This is a genomic window from Roseivirga sp. E12 (genome assembly GCF_017592825.1).
Classification (GTDB): domain Bacteria; phylum Bacteroidota; class Bacteroidia; order Cytophagales; family Cyclobacteriaceae; genus Roseivirga.
The window spans coordinates 80932-97932 of sequence record NZ_JAGFMD010000006.1; the positions used below are offsets into that span (position 1 = coordinate 80932).

The window sequence follows — 17001 nt, forward strand, 5'->3', positions numbered from 1 at the left end:
TTAACATATTAGACCTGGATGTATTTCCAGTTTTAAATCAAGACTAAAGGTTTTATGAAATACGCCAAATTAACCGCCATCACCCTTCTGCTTATCGCAGTATCTAGTTGTGGTGGTCGCAGAGATGAGTTTGTCAAAAACCCTGTTGATGATCTCGTAAGAGACATGCCAACCGATAGGGTCTTTTCCATCGCCCTATACGATATGAACGTAGAGGGCAATTTCTTTGAAGATTACTACCATAAGTATCGAATCATTGAAGAAACAACCCCAGGGCAGCCTGAAGAAAGAATAACTGACTGGTATCAAGTATCAGAGAGCCAATTCAAACAGCATGTCGATGACATGGGAATGGAACTCGTCTCACGTGGTGAGGACGGCAAATTGGTTAAGGAGGTCAGCCCGCCAGGTTACAATAACTATGTTGGTAATGAGAAATATGGTCAATGGACCCAAAGAGATGGTGGCAGTTTCTGGGAGTTCTATGGCAAGTATGCCTTTATGTCTTCCATGTTCCGGATGTTTACATATCCAGTAAACAGATCATACTACAATGACTACAGGGGCAATTACTACGGAAGAGGTAGAGCGTATTATGGACCTACTTCTGGTGGTAGTTCTTACTACGGCACTAACAGTAATTACACCAGAACTAGTAGATCCAATTCTACCTGGAGTAACAATAGGTCATCGTTTAAAAATAGGGTCAACAGTAGAACTTCTAGATCTAGCAGTTCTACCTCAAGAACATCACGCTCCTCATCGAGATATGGTGGTTCTAGTTCTCGTTCGCGAGGCGGAGGATTCGGTAAATAAGCATCAACCCAGACTAACAACCTTATGCAATACTTAGACGGAATACTTTACTCAATCTTATACCTAGCCGCTTCCTTTATACTTTTCTATATTGGTAAAGTGGCTTACCAACTTTTCCACCCCAAAATTAAGGTAGCCGAGGAGCTAGTTGAAAAAGACAACTTTGCTTTTTCTGTGGCCTATGTGGGCTATTTCATAGGACTGGTAATTGCGTTGGGTGCCGCAGTATATGGTGAGTCCAATGGCTGGCAAATCGACTTGATGGACATGGGAGTTTACGGACTCTTGACCATAATATTGATGAACGTCTCTCTGATCATCAACGATAAAATTGTACTTAGCAAGTTCAGCGTCAAAAAAGAGATTCTTGAAGATCGGAATGTTGGTACTGGAGTACTCGAAGGGGCCAATGCCATAGCTACAGGACTGATTGTTCTGGGTGCAATTCACGGTGAAGGACATGGCTTTGGAGGTCCTTTAGTAACCGGTGTTCTTTATTGGGCCCTAGGTCAATTCTTGCTTTTCGTTACTGCTAAGGTTTATGATGCCATTACTCCATATGATGTCCATGCTGAAATAGAAAAAGACAACGTGGCGGTTGGTATCGCTATGGGTGGGGCAGTCATTGCCATTGCTAACTTGATTAGGTTTGCCTTGATGCATGACTTCGAGAGCTGGATCATTACCGTTGAAGATGTAGCCATCGATGTTGCGATTGGTTTGGCCTTCTTACCATTGGCCAGATTGCTTACTGATAAAATCTTGCTCCCTGGCAGAAAACTGACTGATGAAATCGTCAATCAGGAAAAGCCAAACAATGGAGCAGCTCTTATCGAGGCTTTCGCTTATATCGGAGGGTCTGTACTGATTACTTGGGCACTCTAATTGGGCGTCATTGCGAGTGTGGAAAGTCTAAGAGACTTTTTGCCGAAGCAATCCCCCAATTTAACGCACTATCTTAACCCTCCTTAAAAATATTGAGATTGCCGCACCTCACTGCGTTGAGGCTCGCAATGACGACAAACCATGTCAAAATCCAACATACTCAAATTAGCTTTATTTGCTACCGGTCTTTCCGGTATTGTAGCTGAGTATGTGCTATCTACTCTGGCTACCTACTTTTTAGGCGACTCCGTTTTTCAATGGACCATGATTGTTTCTATCATGCTCTTCTCAATGGGTTTGGGAAGTAGAATAAGCCGATATATTTCGGGTGACCTATTAAAGCGATTTATCTATATAGAATTTATACTCTCCTTACTCACAGCATTTGTTTCAGTAATTACCTATTTGAGTTCTGCTTATTACGGAGACAATACCATAATCATTTACGGTCTTAGCATTTTGGTTGGGCTTCTCATCGGTATGGAAATACCCATTGTTATGAGGCTCAATGATGAACACGAAGAATTAAAGATCAATGTCTCTTCAGTGATGGAGAAGGACTACTATGGCAGTCTGCTTGGAGGTGTCTTTTTTGCCTTTATAGGCCTACCCTATTTAGGGTTAACCTATACACCTTTCATTCTTGGAAGCATCAATTTCCTAGTGGCCTGCCTGCTCATTTATATCCTGTGGAAATCCATTGAGAGAAGTCTTCAAAAAAGGCTTTTTGTTTTAATTGCTGGTGTAGCACTAATCATTGGGGCAGGAGCCTTTACCGCAAAGCGTATCATTGACTTCGGTGAAGAACTGCGCTATAAAGACAGGGTAGTTTTCTCGGAGCAAACCAAGTATCAAAGAATTGTAATCACCCAATCTAAAGAAGCCTATTGGTTGTTTATCAACGGTAATCAGCAATTGAGTTCTATAGACGAAGTCATGTACCACGAACCATTAGTTCACCCGGTAATGGGTCTTTTGAAAAACCCAAAACACATTTTAGTAATGGGTGGCGGTGATGGTGGTGCTGTTCGCGAAATACTAAAATACCCTTCGGTTGAGAAAATCACTCTGGTAGACCTAGACCCAAGAATGACAGAATTGGGTCAAACCCAAGAATGGTTAGTGAGCATGAATCAAGATGCGTTGAATGATTCTAAAGTCGAAATAATCAATGCGGATGGTTTCACATGGTTAGAAAATAATCAAGACTACTTCGATGCGGTAATCATAGACCTACCTGACCCTAAGACTGTAGAGTTGGGCCGACTCTACTCCTATGAGTTCTATCAGTTATGCTACAATCATCTCAGGCCATATGGTGTCATCACCACTCAAGCAGGATCTCCTTATTATGCCGCAAGGGCATTTAACTGCATTGACCAAACCATGACAGATGCAGGTTTCACTACTGCACCACTGCACAATCAAGTAGTGACTTTAGGAGAATGGGGATGGGTTATGGGTGTCAAGGAAGGCGATAAACAAGAACTCAAAACTGCACTTCAATCCCTCAGTTTTGAGGGAATAAAAACAGAGTGGATGAACCAAGAATCCATGACCCTGATCACCTCATTTGGTAAACGAGTTTTTCCAGACGATGATAAGCCAGTGGAGACCAATCGTATCCATAACCCAGTTCTCTATAAGTACTATTTAAAAGGGAAGTGGGATTTGTATTGAGCTATTAAAATGAAACTCAGTTTAAAAAGTAAGCTTAAAATCTTATTTATTCATACCAATTACTTGGTAGCCATTTCCATGATTTTTATAGCTGTTTTTATCATAAGTAATTATGATTTCTTTGAACTTAGGTCTGCATACTATCTAAAGTCAGAAAGTGAAACTACGAAAGGGGTAATAACTAAGAAGTGGGTAGCAAACGATCAATATGACTTCAAAATGGCCTATGATTTCTCCTTTCGATTAGACGACTTTGGAGAATTCACAGGAACTAGCTACTCCAAATTCGACAAGTTCAGTAAAGGAGACACCATTTATATTGATTATGTCCCTTGGGGTCCTTCGTACTCCAAGATTCAAAGATTTGAATTAATCGAAAAGTCAACAGCTACCCTGTGGATTAGTGGGTTTCTCTGTCTATTCTCCCTAATATTATTTCTTTACTCATTCTTCGATAGGCTATCACTCATCAAAGAACTGAAGCATGGTCAAATAATAAAAATTGAATTTGACTTTGTCTCATCACCCGATTGGTTTATTAAAAAAATCTACTCTCCAGAAGATGGTTGGGAGTTAAATGACTTTTTCAGAAAGTATACCTTCTCGTATCAACTTGCCGGTGAAAAGCGACAAGTATTCAGTCTCGTCAGATTTTCGAGGGAAAAATATAAATCGAAAAACCAGTTCGGCTTGACAAGAAAAAATAAAAGGCCCCGCCTGTTAGTACTCTTACCAAAGACGATACTCAATTCATTTCTTAAGCAATCAGGGCATGAGAATTAAAGACACGGTCGTCAAATATCAATAGCATCAAACCCATCGAAGTCACCCATATCAAACCAGCTGCCAGAGTCACTCACATCGGCCACTGATTCAAAGCCATCCGTGTCTCCGAAGCCATCCAGTTTGGAATCAAAGTCCAGATCGTCATTGAATAGGTCGGCCTCACCAGCATCTAATCCTGCACTATCAATGGAACCTATGATATCGGCTTCCTCCCCCACTAGGGTAACATCACTTATATGCATATGATGATCATGCAGAAGTTCCGACCATAGGAAACTGTAAAGAAGAATTTCTCCGAAACCAAAGTACCCATCAAATACCGGATCGTAGTCTCTGGTAGGATTCTTCCTCCGCCCTTTCATGATCGGCTTTCGATCTTTTGATTTTGGTATTACAACTCGCTTATCGATTTCAATCTTCACATCATCGACTTTCATGTGCTTTCTAACTCGCATTCCCAGATCGTTGACAAAGGTCTCGAAGGCTAATTCCTGCTCATTCACAAAGCCATTCAAAACTTCCTGAGAGCCAAATCGAGTTTTCATTCTCGCTTTAACACTTTCCTGATTTTCGCCTGACTCTGCCTTAAATTCCTTCATCAAACCATTAATCTTGATTTCAATGGGATAGGCACCAACGGCATGAGATCTATTGATATTGATCTCCATGAGGTATACAAAATTCTTGTCCTCATGCTCTAATACCATATACAATGTTTCGAAATGATGCGACATGGCATCATTGATGGTCAATTCATAGTTATCAACCGCTTCTTTTAAATCATCTTCTTTGCCCTCCTTGTCGTAGTAGATGTCTATATCATCATGAGACAATCGGATGATGTTATTGATGTTCAGCTCCCAAAAAAGCCTGTTCAATTGTTGAAGCACTGAAACTGCAGTGAAGGTCTCTCTTTCAATTTTTTTGGAAGTAGCACCAGAAGTAATGTAATGCAAAAATTTCTTGAACATTTCATCCGGCTCCACGCGCTCAATCTTGGTGAGTTGGGATGGATCTATAGAAAGTCGGGCACTGAAATACATGGAGTATTGGTTGAATTAATAGAAGTATCAAGATACAAGGAAAGCGGGGCTTCTACCTGCTTTTCATCAAGAGATATTTCCGCTTATGGCGATCATTTGCCTAATAGTTTGGCAGCCTGTATTCCGGAGTCCATTGCTTCGAAAAATAGAGGTAATCTAGCGTTGTCAACGCCTGCGAAAGTCATGTTTGTGTATAGGCGATTCTCATTCTTGTCATCGAACAAATAGTCAGGTGTTGGTATTGGCATCGCATGCCCCATCACCTTAATATGCACCTCTTTGATCATACCTGAAATGTCTTGATCAAAATACTCGTTTAAGTATCCCACTGTCTTTTCAACGATCACTTCTTTGTTCGCTTCAACATTTTTAAGATCATTTCTTGAAGCTGGTGGCAAACAATAGTAGGCGGTCAAAACCCGACTTTCAGTATCTCCGGTCTCTTGCATGTCTGAGTCTACGAAACCCATAAAAGTTTCGTCTTCCATTAGCATCTCGTTTTGCCAAAAGCCTTTCTTGTCGAGTTTGTTGTCGAGGATAAAATTAAGCACCAACCAAGGAGCATAAGTGTTTTGTTCGAAGTAGGTGTACTGCTCTGGCATGATGTACTTTAGGGCATGCTTTTGTCCTGCATACACAACATTCAGAGATTCAATCTCCTTTACCGTCTTGGAAGCAATGTCAACTACCTGAGTTACAAAACCACCATCGTTAGCCTGAATCGACTTTACCAAATGACGAGTGCGCAGACTTTCAGCAGGTAGGTTACCAGCTAGTCTTTTAATGAAATAGCCATTGCCATCTGGTGGAGAAAATAGGTCGACTACTTGTGTTTCATAGGGTCGGCAGGTGAAATAATGTATGCCTGCCAATGCAGAAACCTGATCAGTAGTTCCTCCCCAATCGTCTAGCATATGATAGTCCAATCCTCTTTTGAAGGTTGGCGTGAGGCTCAAATTTTGATTGAGGAAGTCATGAAAACTAATTTCATTTAGCCCTTTGAGATCCTCATCGATCTCAGTTGTGGGCATAGGCATTCGGCCATAATAAGGCTTGAGCAAGCTTTGAAAATTCTGTTTCAACTCTCCTTCTGGCAAAACATCAGACCTCATCTTTCCATCTTGAAAGCATTGGTTTTTCCGAGGGTTCGGAATAATGAATTGTCTGTCTTTAAAAGACCATGAGTCTTTCCAAGGTTGATATTCAACAATGTCTAAGGACGCTAAAAGCGCCAAGCCTTCTTGACCGTAATTAGATGGATAAGCCAAGTCATAATGTGCACCCTGGGCGAAGGTGGTCCCATTAGAATCGATTGAAGAGGAGGTCCCTCCAAGGTTATCTGATAACTCGCAAAGCATAAAGTCTTGCCCCTTCAGATAATTGGCAGCACTTAGTCCGGCAACACCACCTCCAACAATTAATGTCTCCGTGGTGATCTTTTCATCTTTAGGAAAGGTGCTACTCTCAAAGATGAGATGACCAGTATGTATATCCGTATAAACAGTAATAGCGAAGTCCCTTTTTGGCGAAGACCAATCACAAGACTTCAAAATCAAAGGCAGTGTGGCAAGTGACGATATTTTTAGAAACTTTCTTCTCTCCATCTATGCGTGGCCCTCTACTTTAAGGCATAGTTACCATTTAAATAGTACTTGTAAAGTGTAGGCTCAATCATTGTATTCACTTGCAGGTCGTTTGTTACACGTGTTGGCTTGCCAAAACTCAGCATCATCTGCATAGCCTCTTGGTTGAGCCACTGTGTTTGAAAGGCATCAAATTTTGAATTAAAGAGCTTTTCCCTTAGCCTCTCACCTACATCCGCATTCGCTCCAATAATCCAGGACCACTCTCCTAAAGTCAAGATTTGATTGTGAAAAGTAATCGGGTCAAAGCCGGCTGAATGCACTGTTTTCTGAACTACTTCAAAGGCCTCAGTGGCGAAATAAGGACTACCGGATTGTGTGACGAACAGACCATCATCTTTTAAAGCAGTTCCAACCAGCTCATAGAATTCCTTGGTAAAGTATTGGTTTCTTTCAAGGTCAATGGGATCGGCAACATCGATAAATATCAAGTCAAAGGATCGTGGATTGTTATTTAGAAAAGTAAAGACATCATCGTTGACATAATCGAGTGTCTTATTTGAGAGACTATTTTCATTGAGTGCTGTAAACAGTGTCTCATTTTGAGCCAGTTCATGTAGTTCTTTATCAATCGGGATCAGTTTTAGGTTAGTAATTCTTGTACCTTCGAGCTCTTTAACCAGCATACCATTCTCTCCCCCAATGACCAAGACATGCTCATAACTTTTGGCCAATTGCAAGGCGGGGTAAACGAAGGGTTCATAGAACAGCCATGAGTCTATAGAACTGAATTGGTTGACACCATCAGTATAAAACCAATGGTTGCCTCGCCATTCTGTGATATCAATGACTTGCAAATCCGTCTCATAAGAGAAAACAAGTTTATCGTGATACTTTGCCTGTCTTTCAAAAAACTTTGGCGATTCAAACACCTGAGCTAAGGCAACAATTCCCAACCCGAAAACCAAGATTACGAATGCCTTCATCTTGGACTGCTCCCAATTGTAAGCCAGCAAACCAACTACGAAAAAGAGCACTAACAATCGACTAAACTCATGGTCAGTTGAGAACAAGCTCATGATAAAACCCGCGCCCATGGCGGGAATTAAAAGAAGACTGATCCAATTCGGGTCTTCTGTATTCCTGCCAAAACGTAGGACTGACACCATTATACCAGCCAATAAGACCAGCAATATGTAGGTCACAAACTGAGGCGAATTAAGTTGAGAATACAGCCAGAATTCTAGTTTTAACCAGGCTAAGGGAAGTATTAGAAGTACGAAAACCAGATTCTTAATCCAGTTCTTTTTTGAAAGGTTTTTCCATATGATATAACATGAGGTCAAAAAAATGACACCAAAGACCACAAAGTCAATTTGGGGTTTTTCATAGAAATACTTAGCAAGCACTATAGGGTAAGCCAAGCAATAGCCCACAAGCAAACCTCCTGAAATCAATAGTTGTCCTTTCAAGACATTGTTCATTCTTCTGCCTTCTCCCCTTTTTTATTTTTCTTCTTGCTACTCAGTTCTGACTCAAAGCCTCCAGCTATAATACCGGCTGGTAGTGCAAAGAGTCCAACTCCCAAGATGGCGATAACTGCGCCAAGTACTTTGCCCAAAGCGGTGACAGGATAAACATCTCCGTACCCTACAGTAGTAAGCGTGGCAACACCCCACCACATGGTCTCCGGAATACTTTGAAAACCAGCTTTATCCGGCTCATATTCGATATAATACATCAAGGTTGATGCAAAAATCAAGAGGATAATCAATAGAGTCAATGTGACAACCAACTCTTCTCTTCTCTTCTTAATAACGGTGGTAATCAAGCCGAAGGCGAGTGAATAGCGTCCAAGCTTAAATATTCTAAAAAGCCTAAAAAGCCTCAATACTCTTACTATTCTTCCGTCTGCATGATTGATCAGGAATGGTAAGTAAAATGGAATGATTGCTAAAAGGTCTATAATGGCTTCGACAGAAACCATGTATTTCAGTCTACCCCAAAGTGGGTGTTTATACTTTTCAAGAGCAGTACATGCCCATACACGAATTATATATTCTACACTGAATACAATAACAGAAAAGATCTCGAAGTACTCAAAAACCAATTCATATTTACTATGAATCGAGTCTACGGTTTCAACAATGACCGCTGCCACATTGAGCAGGATCAAGGCCATAATGAACTGATCAAACCGCTTACTGACGATGTCTTTTTCGTCCGCTTTGTCTAGCGTTCTAAGTACCTTTTGTTTAGCTGACTTACTCATTTCAGAAAGATAAAGATTTAAGAGGCTTTGGTCACTCTTAAAAATTCAATGATATTGAAATTTAAGTAAACCCTGATATTTCATGAGCCCAGGTTTGGTGATCGGCTTAATAGCCGGATATTTTGCGCTATTGGTGGTTGTCGCCAAAATCACTTCTAAAGGAGCCACCACAAGCACCTTCTTTACTGCCAATAAACAGTCTCCTTGGTTTCTTGTAGCCTTTGGGATGATCGGGGCCTCCCTCTCAGGAGTTACTTTTATTTCTGTCCCAGGAGAAGTTGGCAATAGCTTCTTCTCATACTTTCAAGTGGTCTTGGGTTACTTACTCGGTTACTTGGTAATTGCCAAGGTTCTCTTGCCTCTATACTATCGGCTCAACTTAGTATCTATATATGGCTATTTGGAGCAGAGGTTCGGGTTCTGGTCTTACAAGACAGGTTCTGCATTCTTTCTACTTTCAAGGGCTGTTCAGGCTGCCTTCAGGCTCTTTTTGGTTGCCATAGTTTTACAGACTGCCTTGTTCGATAGTTTCGGAGTCCCTTTCTGGGTTTCTGTGGCTGTCACTATCTTATTGATTTGGGTGTATACCTTTCAGGGAGGTATCAAAACGATCGTCTGGACCGATACCTTGCAAACCTCCTTCTTACTTATCGCAGTGGTTACCACCATTTTTATTGTCACTAAAGAACTCGGTTGGAGTCTTTCCGAGGCGATTGGCGAAATTCAGGCAAGTGAACTTTCCAGAACTTTCTATTTCGACTGGGGCAGTGCACGCTTCTTTCCAAAGCAATTCATTTCAGGAGCGCTTATCGCCATTGTGATGACTGGTTTGGATCAAGATATGATGCAAAAGAACCTGACTTGCAAGTCGCTCAAGGATGCACAAAAGAACATCTTCTGGTTCAGCGTCATCTTGGTTATTGCCAATATTCTTATCCTCAGCATGGGGGCACTTCTATATTTCTATGCTGAGCAAAATGGCATTTCTGTTCCTGATAGGACAGATGGACTATATCCGTTGTTGGCTTTAAATCATCTAGGCACATTTGCCGGTATAGTATTCCTGCTCGGCATCATCGCTGCGGCCTATTCTAGTGCAGACTCTGCATTAACTGCACTGACCACTGCTTTTTGCGTTGACTTTCTGAACTTCGATAAGAAAGAAGAAAGTGACAAGAAACGCACAAGACTTAAAGTACACATTGCCTTCTCTGTCATATTGTTCTTAATCATACTTGTCTTCAATGCAATCAATGATGACAGTGTAATCAACTCAATTTTCAGAGCTGCAGGCTACACTTATGGGCCTTTGCTAGGCTTGTTCTCCTTTGGGCTTTTGACCAAGCGATCGGTCAGAGATAAGTATGTAATGATCGTTTGTATTGCAGCACCATTACTATCCTATGCTATAGATCTAAATACCAATGGCTGGTTTGGCTTCTTTGTGCTCGCATTAAATGGAGCACTTACCTTTTTAGGTCTCCTGTTTATCTCAAAGAGAACTAGCCCGTAATTCGTTTCTTGAGTTTTAGTGCTGCGACCTTACGTCTTCTGCGCATATTCAAAGACTCTACAGTCAAAGAAAAGAATACGGCAAAATAGATATAGCCTTTAGGAATATGCTGACCAATACCTTCCAGTACTAGCATAAAACCAATCAATATTAAGAATGACATCGCCAACATCTGCAAAGATGGATGCTTGTTAATGAAGTTACTGATGCGACCCGCGAAAGTCATCATTACAATCATCGCAATAATAACCGCCACTATCATAATTGTCACCTCAGTAGTCAAACCCACGGCTGTTAAGATAGAGTCGAATGAAAACACCATATCCAAAGCTACAATCTGAAGAATAACCTTACTTATAGAAGTGGCGACTTTTTCCGTTTCCTCATGTTCATCCACTTCAAGAGACTCATGAATTTCGGTAGTACTCTTACCAATTAAGAATAAGCCACCAACAATGAGAATAAGGTCCTTGATACTGATCTCATATTCAAAAGCAGTAAACAGAGGTTCTGTAAAACCTATGATCCAACTGATCCCCAACAGAAGTCCGATGCGCATTACAAGCGCCAAAAATAAACCAAGGTTTCGCGTTTTGGATTGCTGATGCTCTGGCAATCGGTTTGAAATAATCGAGATAAATATGATGTTATCTACCCCTAAGACTATTTCCAAAAAAGTAAGGGTAAGTAAGGCGATAATGCCTTCTGAGGTCAATAAGACTTCCATTTATATGAGAAAAATGTTGATGTACAAATATAGGAGAATTAGAGTGCTAGTTCCTCGGTGGGGTCCCAGTAGACTTCTTTCAAGTTTTGAATTTTATCATTAACCACAATAACGCCCTCTGCCTCCAATCGTTCTTGCATTGGGTTGATCGTACCGAAATGATGTTTACCGGTCAGTATTCCAGCTCGATTTACCACTCTGTGTGCTGGTACATCTTCATGAATTCCAGAGGCATTCATGGCCCAACCCACAATTCGAGCACTACCTTTTGTACCCAGATAATGAGCAATGGCTCCATAACTTGTCACACGGCCATAGGGTATAAGCCGTGCCACATCATATACATTATTGAAAAAATTGGTGTGATCTTTTGCCATAGTTGAAGCTAATAAAAAAAGTCCCAACCATTGGAAGGGACTTTAACATTTTGAAATATTTGGAACTATCCTCCGCCTGCAAAAACGCCAAAGACGCCTAGCATATTCAATAGCACAGCCAAAATTACAAGAGGGCAAATATACTTTATGAAGAACATTAATCCCTTTGCCTTAGCAGTCCCTGATTGAAACTTCTCAGAACCTTCGGCTAACTCATCAATAATTTTGTTTGCTCCAATTTTCCAGGCAGCATAAATACTAGTGACTAGTGCCACAACGACTATGAAAAATTCACCAAACAAATAATCCAAAATGTTCTGGAACCCAACCTTAGGCTCATCTAGCCATGGCAAAGGCAATGACATGTTCGTAAAAAACTCACTCGAATTATGTGAAAGTGCCGAAGGAATACCAACTAAGAACAAAAGACCACCAACAACCCAAGCAGATTTACTACGACTCCATTTCTTTTCGTCCATAAAATAGGAAGCTGGCACTTCCAACATAGATACTGATGAAGTTAATGCTGCAACCAAAAGTAGCAAGAAGAAGAAAGCGCCTATAATAGCACCGCCCGGCATGCTTGCAAACACTACAGGCAGTATTTCAAACACCAATGCTGGCCCGGCAGCAGGATCCATACCAAAGGCAAACACTGCTGGGAAAATCATAAATCCTGCAAGTAAGGCAACGCCAGCATCCATAAAACCTACCCAGACACCACTACTCACAATATTGGCCGATTTAGGCAGGTAAGATCCATATGTGATCATAATACCCCACCCTATACTCATAGAGAAGAAAGCTTGTCCAAGTGCTGCCAAAACAGAGTTCCCATCAATCTTACTGAAATCAGGTTTTAAATAGAACTCAACTCCGGCCATTGCACCTTCCAAAGTCAAACTTCGAATGGCCACAACTGCGATTAGAATAAAAAGTACTGGCATCAAAATTTTTGCTGCCTTTTCGATTCCACCTGAAACACCGAGTCTCACAATTAAAATAGTAGCAATTGTAAAAACACCCATTAGCGCAATAGCAGTCCCTCCGTCAGCGGCAAAATCTGCAAAGGATTGGGTCGAGCCGGTCAGAGATTTACCGATATAACCAATCGTCCAACCAGCAATATTTCCATAAAAGGAGAGTACAAAAAAGCTTACAGCTAATGCTAAAATGGCACCAAGTCCCATGAATAAAGGGTTAGCACCTGTATCTTTAAATGCACCAATGGTACTCTTCTTAGTCATTCGACCAAGTCCCATTTCAGTGAATAATAACGGGACACCGATTAGGATAACACATAGCAAATAAACGAGGACGAATGCCCCTCCTCCATTTTCTCCTGTGATGTAAGGGAAACGCCAAATGTTTCCCAGTCCGACTGCTGAACCCGCTGCAGCCATGATGAATCCAAACTTGGATCCCCACTGCCCACGGTTGTCGGAAGAAGCATTGATTGCCATAGAATTAGTATTTAAGGTTTAGTTGAGATTAAAAAATAACAGACCAATATATCTAAAAACGTGGAGACTTCAACCTAAAATGCGCTGGATGGCTTTAGGACAACTGTTTGACTAATATTCCGATGCCTTCTTCAAAGGAATGTGGCGTATAGCCCAGTTCTCGGACTGCCTTGTCAATCAAGAGCCCAGTTTTAGGTGGTCGTTTGGCTGTTTGTGTAAAAGTGGAAGCATCAGCCCTCTCCATCGTTGAAGCATCTAAGTCGAAATAAGCAGCTGTTTTTAACGCCATTTCATAAGGAGTCAAAAGGTCCTTGCCTGAGATATTGAAAATGCCTTCTGCTCTTTTATCTGTAATCAAATAACAACCCATAGCCAAGTCCTCAGCCAGTGTGGGACTTCTCCACTGGTCATCAACAACTTTGATCGCTTTGCCACCTTCAAGACTCTTTTTAACCCATAACACGATATTTGATCGACTCATATCATGAGCAATTCCATAAACCAAAACTGTTCGGGCAATCGCATACTTTATACCGCTCTCCAGAAGAAGTTTTTCAGCAGCCAGCTTGCTATCTCCATAGTAGCTAATGGGGTTCGGAGCTGCCTCCTCATCATAAGGGCCGTCTTCCCCATCGAAAATAAAGTCTGTTGAAAGGTGAAGGAGAAAAGAAGCATTACGCTCACACGCCCGAATTAGGAAGTCAACCGCATCCACATTTTGCTTCCAACAATCTTCACGTTCAGTTTCACACTGATCCACATTAGTCATTGCTGCAGTGTGAATAACGACATCGGGAGAATACTTATCTATCACCTCATCTACTTGGGCCTGATCCGTAATATCCATCTGGTCGAATCTATATCCTGACTCAGGATAAGGCAGTCGATTGGCTCCCCTAGCGGTAGCTATCAAATCATCCCCACCCTTGTCCAAAATGAGTTTGACCAATTTCTGACCAAGGAGTCCATTGGCACCCGTTATTAATACTTTCAAAGCGCGGCTATTTTGGATATGTAATACCGTATTTCTTAGTGATTTCTGACTTACTCATACTTACCACTTTAACATCCATTCGGATATCTTCAAGCGGTCTGTCTCTTTGATTGGTAGCTGTACCAGCGATTTGATCAATGACTTCAAGTCCTTCTACCACCTTGCCAAAAACAGTGTATTGCCCATCCAAATGCGGTGCTCCACCAATTGTTGCATACACTTCTTTTGCCCAGTCCGGGTAGCCCGGATCGGCTTGTGGGCCAAACGCCTCTTCGATTACCTCAATAGAATTAAAGATCAAGTCACGTTGAGCTTGATTGAAGTTGTAGGTAGAATCTTCTCTAAACTTGTTTACATGGTAGTTATACTTCTCTGTTAAATCTGGAAAACGCTCTGACCTTAGCATTCGCTGGAAGAGCCCTGATAATTTTAAGTATTGTCTTCTATCAGCACGAGCAGCTAAACCTTCATTATCGAACTTCTCGCCATGCACAATATAGAATTGTGAACCACTTGATTTCTTTTCAGGGTTTGAAGCATCGCCTGTTCTGGCTGCGGCCAAAGCTCCTTTTTCATGAATGTACTTTTCTGCCATAAATTCGGCTGGCAAAGTGTATTTCACACCTGATTCTAGTTTACCTGTTGCCAGATTGCCAGTCTGAATCATAAACTCGTTAATCACTCGGTGGAAGAGAACCGAATCGTACATGCCGGACTTAGCCAGCTTTAGAAAATTCTCTTTATGCAAAGGTGTTTCATCGAAAAGAACAGCAGTCATATCTCCATAAGGAGTTGAAATCACAATAATTTCATCCTGCTCTTCTGAACAACCCACTAGGACAATAGCCAATAAGAGGGCTACTAAGAATTTGAATTTCATAAGCTTAATGTTGAATCAGGGTGAATTTACATTACACATTCCGATATACACACCCATTCTTATAATTCCGTCATTTCTAACTACACCATAGCACAAAAAAAGGGCTTCACGTCAATGAAGCCCTTTTCTTTAAAATTTTCTGAGCTTACTGCTCCAATACCACAGGATACTTGTATCCATATTTCTCTTCAATTTCTGCTCGTGGCATTACCTCCACAGAAATAAACATTCTGATATCTTCAACAGGTCGATCGCCCGGTGCTGTTTGAACACTAGCGATGTTGTCAACAATATCCAAACCTGAAATTACCTTACCAAAAACAGTGTACTCATCGTCCAGAAAAGGAGTTCCTCCAATGGTGGAATACTTCTCAATACGAGCCTCAGACATAGAAAAGGTTCTTCCTGTCAGTTCCGTCAATCGATCAAGAGTAGATTCCACCTTGGTCTGAATCGCAGCATTGTCACCAGGATTTTCAGTCAAAACTGTCTGATATTCCTTAGCTAAATCACTTTCAGGATAAGTCTGCATGCACTCTCTAAATGCCGTAATGATCTTTCTCTGATCAGTTCCTTCAAGTTGTTCTCTTGGCGTCACCGTCCCCTGAACAATATAGAACTGGCTTCCGCTAGATGCTCTTTCAGGGTTTACCTGATCGCCTTGTCTGGCAGCTGATAATGCTCCTTTTTCATGAAATAAAGTAGGAACAAACTCAGCAGGAACAGTATAACCCGGTCCACCTGAACCCAAAGGTTGGCCTTGAGCAGCATTCTTAGACTCAGGATCTCCACCTTGGATCATGAATGAACTGATCACTCTGTGAAAGATCAGGCTATCATAAAAACCATCGTTGACCAACTTCAAGAAATTCTCTTTGTGCTTAGGAGTTTCGTCATAAAGTATGGCCTTCATTTCGCCCATGCTTGTTTTGATGGTCACTAAATAATCGTCACCCTCAGCTGCTGGAGTCTCTGAAGACTTGGTCTCTCCACAGCTTGCAATAATAAGTACGAGACATGCTGCACTTAGTATTTGAAATATTCTATTCCTCATTTATCTGATTTTTTATGTCTTTCAAAATTTTTTCTCCGCCCGAAGATAATACTTCTCTGGCGAGTTGTTCACCTAATTCGATCGCTTGATCAGAATTGGCCATTCGTTTATATGATATTCTTTCCTCTCCGTTCAGGCTGATAATGCCTCCTTCGATCTCAAGCTTAGATTCATTGAGGGTAGCCCTGGCAAAAACAGGTATGCTACAACCTCCATCCACTGTCTTCAAAAAAGCTCTTTCGGCCTTAAGACAGGTCTCTGTTTCTGAGTGATTCAATACTTCTCTAATCCTGTCTGACTTCTCACCTTGAAGGCTTTCGTGCACTTCGATAGCAACACTCCCCTGTCCTACTGCTGGGATAAATTCTTCGAATGATAGTTCCTTACAGATCATGTCTTCATAACCCATCCGATGCACACCGGCATAGGCCAAAAGCAATGCATCGCAAGCACCTTCTTTCATTTTTCGAATTCTAGTCTGCAAATTTCCCCTAACCGCAACAGTTTTGATATTCGGATAAAAGCGTTTTAAAGTAGCTACTCTTCGGGTTGAAGAGGTACCAAGCACAAAATGAGAGTCTTGGTTCATTTCTAAGCCGTCCTTATGGCTAATGATCACATCATTGGCTTTTTCTCGCTCCATAAAGGCGATCAATTCAAAACCATTTGGCAAAGTGGATTGCATATCCTTAGCACTATGCACAGCAATATCGATTTGTCCGGTCGCCAATTGATCTTCGATCTCCTCTGTAAAAACACCTTTGCTGCCAATTTTTGCAATGGAGACGTCAAGAATCTTATCCCCTTTAGTTTCAATGGTCACAATCTCGGTTTCAAAACCCGCGGCTTTTAGCTTTTCCTCTACATGATAAGCCTGCCAGAGTGCAAGCTTACTTCCCCGAGTACCAATTCGTATTTTCATGAGGTA

The 17001-nt window shown here is 41.4% G+C and carries 16 protein-coding genes; 5 read left to right on the forward strand and 11 right to left on the reverse strand.

Annotated elements, in window-relative coordinates; translation table 11 throughout:
• Positions 1-54: 54 nt before the first annotated feature.
• From J4E76_RS14100 to J4E76_RS14115, 4 genes are all read left to right on the forward strand, one after another.
• Positions 55-816 carry a hypothetical protein gene (locus tag J4E76_RS14100; RefSeq protein ID WP_208505220.1) on the forward strand — a complete coding sequence of 254 codons (762 nt, stop codon included), beginning with the start codon at positions 55-57 and terminating at the stop codon, positions 814-816.
• A gap of 24 nt (positions 817-840) precedes the next feature.
• Positions 841-1701, forward strand: coding sequence for a DUF350 domain-containing protein (locus J4E76_RS14105; protein ID WP_208505222.1), 861 nt, complete (start codon positions 841-843; stop codon positions 1699-1701).
• Positions 1702-1842: 141 nt separating this feature from the next.
• Complete coding sequence (locus J4E76_RS14110; protein WP_208505223.1) at positions 1843-3381, forward strand: polyamine aminopropyltransferase; 1539 nt, start codon at positions 1843-1845, stop codon at positions 3379-3381.
• A gap of 9 nt (positions 3382-3390) precedes the next feature.
• Entirely contained in the window at positions 3391-4164 is a 774-nt protein-coding gene (locus J4E76_RS14115; RefSeq protein WP_208505225.1) for a hypothetical protein, read from the forward strand.
• A gap of 11 nt (positions 4165-4175) precedes the next feature.
• Here the strand turns inward: J4E76_RS14115 and J4E76_RS14120 are convergent, their stop codons facing one another.
• The 4 genes from J4E76_RS14120 to J4E76_RS14135 form a co-directional block, all read right to left on the reverse strand.
• Positions 4176-5210: a hypothetical protein gene (locus tag J4E76_RS14120; RefSeq protein WP_208505227.1), complete on the reverse strand. Its 1035-nt coding sequence runs from the start codon at positions 5208-5210 to the stop codon at positions 4176-4178.
• A 92-nt stretch (positions 5211-5302) separates the two neighbouring features.
• Entirely contained in the window at positions 5303-6814 is a 1512-nt protein-coding gene (locus J4E76_RS14125; RefSeq protein WP_208505229.1) for an FAD-dependent oxidoreductase, read from the reverse strand.
• A 14-nt stretch (positions 6815-6828) separates the two neighbouring features.
• A complete protein-coding gene (locus J4E76_RS14130; protein ID WP_208505231.1) occupies positions 6829-8265 on the reverse strand; it encodes a hypothetical protein in 1437 nt (478 codons plus the stop codon).
• Between the two features lie 8 nt (positions 8266-8273).
• Positions 8274-9065 (reverse strand): ion transporter, encoded by a 792-nt coding sequence (locus J4E76_RS14135; protein ID WP_208505233.1) that lies wholly within the window; start codon positions 9063-9065, stop codon positions 8274-8276.
• Between the two features lie 82 nt (positions 9066-9147).
• On the opposite strand from J4E76_RS14135, the gene J4E76_RS14140 reads away from it, so the two are divergent.
• Positions 9148-10578 (forward strand): sodium:solute symporter, encoded by a 1431-nt coding sequence (locus tag J4E76_RS14140; RefSeq protein WP_208505235.1) that lies wholly within the window; start codon positions 9148-9150, stop codon positions 10576-10578.
• Here the strand turns inward: J4E76_RS14140 and J4E76_RS14145 are convergent.
• From J4E76_RS14145 to hemC, 7 genes are all read right to left on the reverse strand, one after another.
• The gene (locus J4E76_RS14145; RefSeq protein WP_208505238.1) at positions 10568-11305 is read right to left on the reverse strand and encodes a TerC family protein; all 738 of its coding nucleotides are present in this window, start codon (positions 11303-11305) and stop codon (positions 10568-10570) included. The two genes, J4E76_RS14140 and J4E76_RS14145, sit on opposite strands and share 11 nt — an antisense overlap.
• A gap of 38 nt (positions 11306-11343) precedes the next feature.
• Positions 11344-11682: an MGMT family protein gene (locus tag J4E76_RS14150; RefSeq protein ID WP_208505240.1), complete on the reverse strand. Its 339-nt coding sequence runs from the start codon at positions 11680-11682 to the stop codon at positions 11344-11346.
• Positions 11683-11747: 65 nt separating this feature from the next.
• On the reverse strand, positions 11748-13145 hold the full coding sequence (locus J4E76_RS14155; protein WP_208505241.1) for a sodium-dependent transporter: 1398 nt from the start codon (positions 13143-13145) through the stop codon (positions 11748-11750).
• Between the two features lie 94 nt (positions 13146-13239).
• On the reverse strand, positions 13240-14139 hold the full coding sequence (locus tag J4E76_RS14160; RefSeq protein ID WP_208505243.1) for an NAD(P)-dependent oxidoreductase: 900 nt from the start codon (positions 14137-14139) through the stop codon (positions 13240-13242).
• A gap of 7 nt (positions 14140-14146) precedes the next feature.
• Entirely contained in the window at positions 14147-15019 is an 873-nt protein-coding gene (locus J4E76_RS14165) for a peptidylprolyl isomerase (RefSeq protein WP_208505245.1), read from the reverse strand.
• A 145-nt stretch (positions 15020-15164) separates the two neighbouring features.
• Positions 15165-16073 (reverse strand): peptidylprolyl isomerase, encoded by a 909-nt coding sequence (locus J4E76_RS14170; RefSeq protein ID WP_208505247.1) that lies wholly within the window; start codon positions 16071-16073, stop codon positions 15165-15167.
• Positions 16063-16995, reverse strand: coding sequence for a hydroxymethylbilane synthase (gene hemC, locus J4E76_RS14175; protein ID WP_208505249.1), 933 nt, complete (start codon positions 16993-16995; stop codon positions 16063-16065). The genes J4E76_RS14170 and hemC overlap by 11 nt, the downstream gene beginning before the upstream one ends.
• Positions 16996-17001 lie beyond the last annotated feature (6 nt).

What these genes read in the sequence shown, in the direction of transcription:
- J4E76_RS14100 (WP_208505220.1), top strand. Translation starts at nt 55, where the DNA reads ATGAAATACGCCAAATTAACCGCCATCACCCTTCTGCTTATCGCAGTA.
- J4E76_RS14105 (WP_208505222.1), top strand. Translation starts at nt 841, where the DNA reads ATGCAATACTTAGACGGAATACTTTACTCAATCTTATACCTAGCCGCT.
- J4E76_RS14110 (WP_208505223.1), top strand. Translation starts at nt 1,843, where the DNA reads ATGTCAAAATCCAACATACTCAAATTAGCTTTATTTGCTACCGGTCTT.
- J4E76_RS14115 (WP_208505225.1), top strand. Translation starts at nt 3,391, where the DNA reads ATGAAACTCAGTTTAAAAAGTAAGCTTAAAATCTTATTTATTCATACC.
- J4E76_RS14120 (WP_208505227.1), bottom strand. Translation starts at nt 5,210, where the DNA reads ATGTATTTCAGTGCCCGACTTTCTATAGATCCATCCCAACTCACCAAG.
- J4E76_RS14125 (WP_208505229.1), bottom strand. Translation starts at nt 6,814, where the DNA reads ATGGAGAGAAGAAAGTTTCTAAAAATATCGTCACTTGCCACACTGCCT.
- J4E76_RS14135 (WP_208505233.1), bottom strand. Translation starts at nt 9,065, where the DNA reads ATGAGTAAGTCAGCTAAACAAAAGGTACTTAGAACGCTAGACAAAGCG.
- J4E76_RS14140 (WP_208505235.1), top strand. Translation starts at nt 9,148, where the DNA reads ATGAGCCCAGGTTTGGTGATCGGCTTAATAGCCGGATATTTTGCGCTA.
- J4E76_RS14145 (WP_208505238.1), bottom strand. Translation starts at nt 11,305, where the DNA reads ATGGAAGTCTTATTGACCTCAGAAGGCATTATCGCCTTACTTACCCTT.
- J4E76_RS14150 (WP_208505240.1), bottom strand. Translation starts at nt 11,682, where the DNA reads ATGGCAAAAGATCACACCAATTTTTTCAATAATGTATATGATGTGGCA.
- J4E76_RS14155 (WP_208505241.1), bottom strand. Translation starts at nt 13,145, where the DNA reads ATGGCAATCAATGCTTCTTCCGACAACCGTGGGCAGTGGGGATCCAAG.
- J4E76_RS14165 (WP_208505245.1), bottom strand. Translation starts at nt 15,019, where the DNA reads ATGAAATTCAAATTCTTAGTAGCCCTCTTATTGGCTATTGTCCTAGTG.
- J4E76_RS14170 (WP_208505247.1), bottom strand. Translation starts at nt 16,073, where the DNA reads ATGAGGAATAGAATATTTCAAATACTAAGTGCAGCATGTCTCGTACTT.
- hemC (WP_208505249.1), bottom strand. Translation starts at nt 16,995, where the DNA reads ATGAAAATACGAATTGGTACTCGGGGAAGTAAGCTTGCACTCTGGCAG.